Source organism: Wolbachia endosymbiont of Drosophila bicornuta (assembly GCF_028982105.1).
GTDB lineage: Bacteria > Pseudomonadota > Alphaproteobacteria > Rickettsiales > Anaplasmataceae > Wolbachia > Wolbachia pipientis.
In genome coordinates this window covers 1-5,838 of record NZ_JAPQLF010000064.1, presented here as the reverse complement: position 1 = coordinate 5,838, position 5,838 = coordinate 1, and the positions used below count along the sequence as shown (strand labels likewise).

The window sequence follows — 5,838 nt, the reverse complement described above, 5'->3', positions numbered from 1 at the left end:
TCAGTAGCCACCAGATTTTTTCAGTTGCTATGCAACAAAGCCATCCCAGTGTCTGGGCACTGGGATGACACCGTCATAAAGGAACCAGTGTCAGCTACTTGGATGACATCATCTTTTTTTCTGGATCCAAGTAGTCAGAGCACTGGAATGACATCATAGTGGCTCGGATGACAAAGGAGAGCTACTTGCATGACACCATCTGCCACCTGCAAATTGCAATGTTCGTACGATTGTCCGTCACGCGTTGGAATGACAAAAAAGAGTGAGTTGCTAGTTTTTCATATGGTTATGCAAGGAGTCTGATCTTTTTCTTTGTTAATATTACTCTAAATTTTCGTCAAAATAAGCTGTTTTATCCTTTTTTTCCTTATACTCTTCTGCAGTATAGAGGGGTTGCTTTTTAGCTGTGATATTTGGCCACTTTTGTGAGTATTCTACATTTATATCGTAAAATAACTTGAAAGTTTTTTGTTCGCTGCTCAGCAACTCTTCATCTAGTTCTAAAATATCTTTTATGGAATCATCAGTTACAATTGCGTCTACTGGACACTCAGGTATGCACACTCCGCAATCAATACATTCATCTGGGTTAATCACGAGCATGTTTTTGCCTTCATAGAAGCAGTCAACGGGACATACTTCCACGCAGTCTGTATATTTACATTTTATGCATTTGTCTGTAACAAAATGCGTCATAAAACACTGTATATTTGTATTATCTTGGGTACACTAAATTGATAAGAAATTCAAGTCTTTTATGAAGATAAATAAATTGAACAACAAAGAATTAGAAGTATGGTTAAGCTTGGCTAGAACTATAGGACCAATAAAGTTTTTTAGTATACTAAGAACACATGGATCGCTAGATGAGGTGTTGAAATATCTCAATAGGGTGGCTAATAATAAGGTGTATGGCATTCAAGATGCACGAGAAGAAATCAATAATGCAGAAAGAATTGGAGCTAAAATTATACCCGCATGTGACCCAGATTACCCTGATCTTTTAAGAAATATCTCTAGTTGTCCTCCTGTAATAACTGCGCTTGGTGATATATCATTATTAAGCCGTGAGATAATTGCAATAATCGGTGGGCGTAACTCTTCAATGAATGGAAGAAATTTTGCCAATAAGTTGGCACTTGATTTAAGCGAAGCTGGTTTTGTTATTGTTTCTGGACTTGCAAAAGGAATCGATACTGCAGCAAACAGTGTAATATACAAAAATCATCCCACTATTTCTGTTACAGCAAGCGGAATTGATGTGGTGTATCCAAAAGAGAATTTTGATCTATACAAAAAAATCACTGGGAACGGTGGGTTAGTAATTACTGAGCTTCCATTTGCTACTAAACCAAAGCCTCAATATTTTCCTCAGAGGAATCGAATTATATCTGGTCTATCGCTGGGTGTTGCAGTGATTGAAGCATCGAAACGTTCTGGCTCTCTAATAACAGCAGATTTTGCTTTAAATCAAGGGAGAGAGGTGTTTGCAGTTTCTGGTTTCCCTTTAGATTCACGCTGTAGCGGTAGTAATTATTTAATTAAAAACGGTGCTAAGCTTATCGAATCCGCTGATGAAATAATGATGACATAATAGAGAGTATTAGGTTTAGTTTACCTCCGCAGCAAAAAAACCTATTTGATGTTGAGCACCATTTTGTTAACCAAAAACAAGAAAAATTACAACAGGCAAAATCTGTTATAGTTGATCATATTATAGCACTTCTCGCAATAGTCCGAATAGGATAAGATATGTGCTTATGGCTATGGTAGAGCAGTAGCATATTATGATCTGTTCGGATTATTGTAAAAAGAGCTATAACTCTGTACCTGTTGATATAGATGAACTTATATTAGCAAGCGGACTTTCTGCCAACATAGCTCTAATGGCTCTTTTGGAACTAGAGTTGGAAAACAAAATAGAGCGTTCACCGGGGAATAAAATATCGTTAATTTTCTAGATTACTTTAGCTATACTAGATGTTCGTACAGATATATGCTTGACACTGGGATGATGACATTTATCATAGGATTCTTAGTTGCTGATTTTAGAATTGATAAGAGAAAACTTTTTTTCAACTTGTTGTATAATTTTATAAAAGTGATCGAAATCTAAGCTTGCACTGCCAATTAAAACTCCTGATAAATTTGAAATATTTAACAAATTTTCTATATTTTCTGAACTAACTGAACCACCATATATAATGTGTTTTTTACCAGTACACAATTTTATTACCTCTATCACCTCAGTAATTGCATCATTATTTGGCATATGACCTGTACCTATTGCCCATATTGGCTCATATGCTACGGTATATTTACCATGTGTTGGCAAACGGTTTTTACATTGATATTCTATTACCTCATTTGTTTTTCCACTTTTATAATCTTCTGAATTTTCACCTACACAGATAATTGGGTGTAAGCCTAATTCTATTGATGTTTTGGACTTAAGTTTTATTTCACTATCTTTTTCATTAGCCCTTTCAGAATGCCCCAGTATTACGTAAGTACACCCTAGTTCTTTTAACATTTCTGCGCTAATTTCACCTGTGTAAGAACCTGACTTTTTCTGATGGCAATTCTGTGCTCCTATATTAATATTATTGTTCAACTCTATACTGCTTGGAAATGACGTAAAAGGAGGGCAAATTACTAATTTAGAGGTAATTTCGTTGCTCTTGTCGTTAAGTTTGCCTATAAAGTCAACAAATGAAGAACGCATTCCATTCATTTTCCAATTTGCTACTATTAAAAAGGACATCAACTTTACTTATATGAGCGAGAGTGCCGGCTGTCGGACTTGAACTGACAACCTACTGATTACAAGTCAGTTGCTCTACCAATTGAGCTAAGCCGGCGTTAAACACATTAATAATATACAATTATCAATGAATTTTCGTCAACTAATTTTTAAAATACTGTATAATGAAAATAATATGAAAAAATTTTTACTGAAGCCAAAAAAGAGTCTAGGGCAAAATTTTATTTTATCGAGTGAGATAACAAAAAAAGTCGTCGCTTTAGCTGGTAGTCTGGAAAATTTTAATGTCATTGAAATTGGTCCTGGATATGGTGCATTAACAAGAGAAATATTGGTGCATAATCCAAAGTCTCTACTTTCTATAGAAAAAGATAGAGATTTAGTAAAACACCATGACCAACTGCTAAATGAGCATCAAGGAAAGTATAGAATTATAGAAGCGGATGCACTGCATGTTACAGAAGAAGAGCTGATAGAGCGCCCAGTTAAAGTTATTGCTAACTTGCCTTACAATATCTCGGTAGTGTTATTTTTAAAGTGGTTAAATAATATAAAATTTTTTACGAACTTGACATTAATGTTTCAAAAAGAGGTAGCAGATCGCATTACGGCAAGACCCAATTCTAAAGATTATGGTTCCTTATCAGTGCTAAGCCAGTTACTATGTGATATAAAAAAGGAATTTGATATTGAACCTAAAGAGTTTTTTCCAAGACCAAAAATACATTCTTCAGTAATTACAGTAAATCCTTTGCCTACCCCAAAGTTTGTAGTAAACTTGGAAACCTTAATAAAATTAACACGTGCTGTTTTTGCTCAAAGAAGAAAGATGCTGAGAAATAGCTTGCAAAATATAACGGACCACGCTGAAACTGTCCTTGAAAACGCTAAATTGAGCGGAAACCAGCGTCCAGAAAACTTAACTATTGAGCAGTTTTGTTTGCTGGCAAATAATGTAGAATGCTTATTTTGCAATAAAATGTATTAGCAACCATATAGCTTTTCTATCTCCTAAAAACAGTTAGAGCTATACAATTAAGGGCTCCTAGCTAATTTTGCCTATTGCAATTTAATTAATTGGCGTATAAGCTTTAAATAAAGCCTATGAAAAAAATGGAAGCTTGTTATTCGTTTGACGATATACTTCTTTTGCCAGCCTATTCTAATATATTGCCTTGCGATGCAGATACAAAAACTTATTTAACAAATAGTATGGAACTAAATATCCCTCTCATATCCTCTGCAATGGATACTGTTACTGAATCGGACTTTGCAATAGCTATTGCCCAACATGGAGGGATAGGTTGCATACATAAGAATTTATCAATGGATGAACAAGTTTTAGAAGTAAGAAGGGTGAAAAAATATGAAAGTTGGATCGTGTATAACCCAATTACGATTTCACCGGATAAAACAGTTGCGGAAGCAATTTCATTAATGAGAGAGCACAATTATTCTGGCATTCCTGTAGTCGATCAACGCAAGTTAGTTGGAATTTTAACTAACCGAGATGTGAGATTTATTGAAGACCAGAACATGAATGTAAAAGTTTCCGAAGTGATGACAAAAGATAAGTTAGTGACAGTGCGGGAGCAGGGAGTGAATAGTGCCTCAGCAATGAAATTGTTGCATGAAAATAGAATAGAAAAGCTTTTGGTCGTAGATGAAAATTCTTGTTGTATAGGTTTAATTACGGTTAAAGACATTGAAAAATACAATAGATACCCAAATTCATGTAAAGACAGTAAAGGGCGGCTAAGAGTTGCCGCTGCAATTGGCACTGGTAAAAAAGATGGTATAGAAAGATGTGAAGCTTTGATCGGAGAAGAAGTTGATGTAGTTGTTGTGGATACTGCTCACGGTCATTCCGAAAACGTTATCAATACCATTAGGGAAATAAAAAAGATGTATCCTAATACGCAATTAATTGGCGGAAACATTGCAACAAAGGAGGCTGCTGAAGCGTTGATTGATGCGGGTGTTGATGCAGTGAAGGTTGGAATAGGACCAGGATCAATCTGTACAACCAGAATAGTTACAGGTGTTGGTGTGCCACAATTCTCTGCAATCAAGAATGTTGCAGAGGCGTGTAGAGCAAGAAACGTCAGACTAATTGCTGATGGTGGGGTAAAATACTCAGGAGATGTTGCAAAAGCTATTGCAGCTGGTGCTGACTCTGTGATGATTGGTTCGATTTTTGCTGGCACTGACGAAAGCCCAGGTGAGATTATTATGTATAAGGGCAGAGCATATAAAGGCTATCGAGGAATGGGATCTATTAGTGCAATGAAACGAGGTTCAGCTAGCCGTTATTTTCAAGATAAAGATTCAAAACTCAAATTAGTTCCACAAGGAGTGGAAGGAAGAGTTCCATTCAAAGGTCCAGCTTCAGGAGTAATCCATCAATTGATTGGCGGATTGCAAGCTGCAATGGGGTATACTGGTAATAGGAATATAGAAGAGATGAAAAAAAATTGTAAATTTGTTACTACTACTGCATCAGGATTAAGAGAGAGTCACGCTCATGATATAGTCATTACACAAGAAGCTCCAAATTATGCTTATCAAACGTCCAATCTGTCAACCGATTCGGAGTAGTCCAGAAAAAGTAGAGAGAAAGTTAAAACGTTTTTGGAGTAAAATAAAACGTTTTTTCAAAATATGACAAATAGAAGAGAATATACAGCAGAATTCAAATTAGAAGCTGTTAAGCTGGTTAAAGAAACAGGTCAAGCAAGTACAAAAATAGCAAAAGATCTAGGTATAGATGGCAGTATGTTAAGTAAGAAAATATGATGGAAAAATGTCTGGAGCATACGCATTTCCAGGCAAAGGCTCCTTATGACAAAGAAAGATTTGATCTAAAAAAAGAACTAACAAGAGAAAGAGACATTTTAAAAAAAGCCCTGGGCAAAGAAAAAGAGTAAAGTATTCTTTTATATAGAAATTGCTATAAAACACAGGAACTATGTAGGGTTTTGTACTGGTGGTATTGGTTGCTAAGGAAAAAAGCAGTAAAGAATTAGCAAAAGAAGGGCTTCTAGCAGATATTCAAAAAATACATCAAGCTTCTA

Annotated in this window: 4 protein-coding genes, 1 tRNA gene and 3 pseudogenes; 5 read left to right on the top strand and 3 right to left on the bottom strand. The window is 35.5% G+C overall.

Features of this window, described 5'->3' with window-relative positions; all coding sequences use genetic code 11:
• Positions 1-321: 321 nt before the first annotated feature.
• A complete protein-coding gene (locus tag OZD68_RS01505; protein ID WP_010082601.1) occupies positions 322-696 on the bottom strand; it encodes a ferredoxin family protein in 375 nt (124 codons plus the stop codon).
• 61 nt (positions 697-757) lie between these two features.
• Between OZD68_RS01505 and dprA the strand changes: the two are divergent.
• A pseudogene (gene dprA, locus OZD68_RS01500) lies at positions 758-1,716 on the top strand (DNA-processing protein DprA); the annotation flags it as partial.
• Between the two features lie 104 nt (positions 1,717-1,820).
• Positions 1,821-1,961: pseudogene (locus OZD68_RS01495) on the top strand (DprA-like winged helix domain-containing protein); the annotation flags it as partial.
• A 74-nt stretch (positions 1,962-2,035) separates the two neighbouring features.
• On the opposite strand, the gene OZD68_RS01490 reads toward OZD68_RS01495, so the two are convergent.
• Both OZD68_RS01490 and OZD68_RS01485 read right to left on the bottom strand, forming a co-directional pair.
• Positions 2,036-2,764 carry a triosephosphate isomerase gene (locus OZD68_RS01490; RefSeq protein ID WP_182309892.1) on the bottom strand — a complete coding sequence of 243 codons (729 nt, stop codon included), beginning with the start codon at positions 2,762-2,764 and terminating at the stop codon, positions 2,036-2,038.
• Positions 2,765-2,788: 24 nt separating this feature from the next.
• A tRNA-Thr gene (locus OZD68_RS01485) sits at positions 2,789-2,861 on the bottom strand.
• A 78-nt stretch (positions 2,862-2,939) separates the two neighbouring features.
• On the opposite strand from OZD68_RS01485, the gene rsmA reads away from it, so the two are divergent.
• From rsmA to OZD68_RS06735, 3 genes and pseudogenes are all read left to right on the top strand, one after another.
• On the top strand, positions 2,940-3,752 hold the full coding sequence (rsmA, locus tag OZD68_RS01480) for a 16S rRNA (adenine(1518)-N(6)/adenine(1519)-N(6))-dimethyltransferase RsmA (protein ID WP_182309893.1): 813 nt from the start codon (positions 2,940-2,942) through the stop codon (positions 3,750-3,752).
• 116 nt (positions 3,753-3,868) lie between these two features.
• The gene (guaB, locus tag OZD68_RS01475; protein ID WP_182309894.1) at positions 3,869-5,362 is read left to right on the top strand and encodes an IMP dehydrogenase; all 1,494 of its coding nucleotides are present in this window, start codon (positions 3,869-3,871) and stop codon (positions 5,360-5,362) included.
• Between the two features lie 63 nt (positions 5,363-5,425).
• Positions 5,426-5,838 (top strand): annotated as a pseudogene (locus OZD68_RS06735) (transposase); the annotation flags it as partial.

Coding starts and splice junctions, on each gene's coding strand:
- OZD68_RS01505 (WP_010082601.1), bottom strand. CDS start 696: ATGACGCATTTTGTTACAGACAAATGCATAAAATGTAAATATACAGAC.
- guaB (WP_182309894.1), top strand. CDS start 3,869: ATGAAAAAAATGGAAGCTTGTTATTCGTTTGACGATATACTTCTTTTG.
- rsmA (WP_182309893.1), top strand. CDS start 2,940: ATGAAAAAATTTTTACTGAAGCCAAAAAAGAGTCTAGGGCAAAATTTT.
- OZD68_RS01490 (WP_182309892.1), bottom strand. CDS start 2,764: ATGTCCTTTTTAATAGTAGCAAATTGGAAAATGAATGGAATGCGTTCT.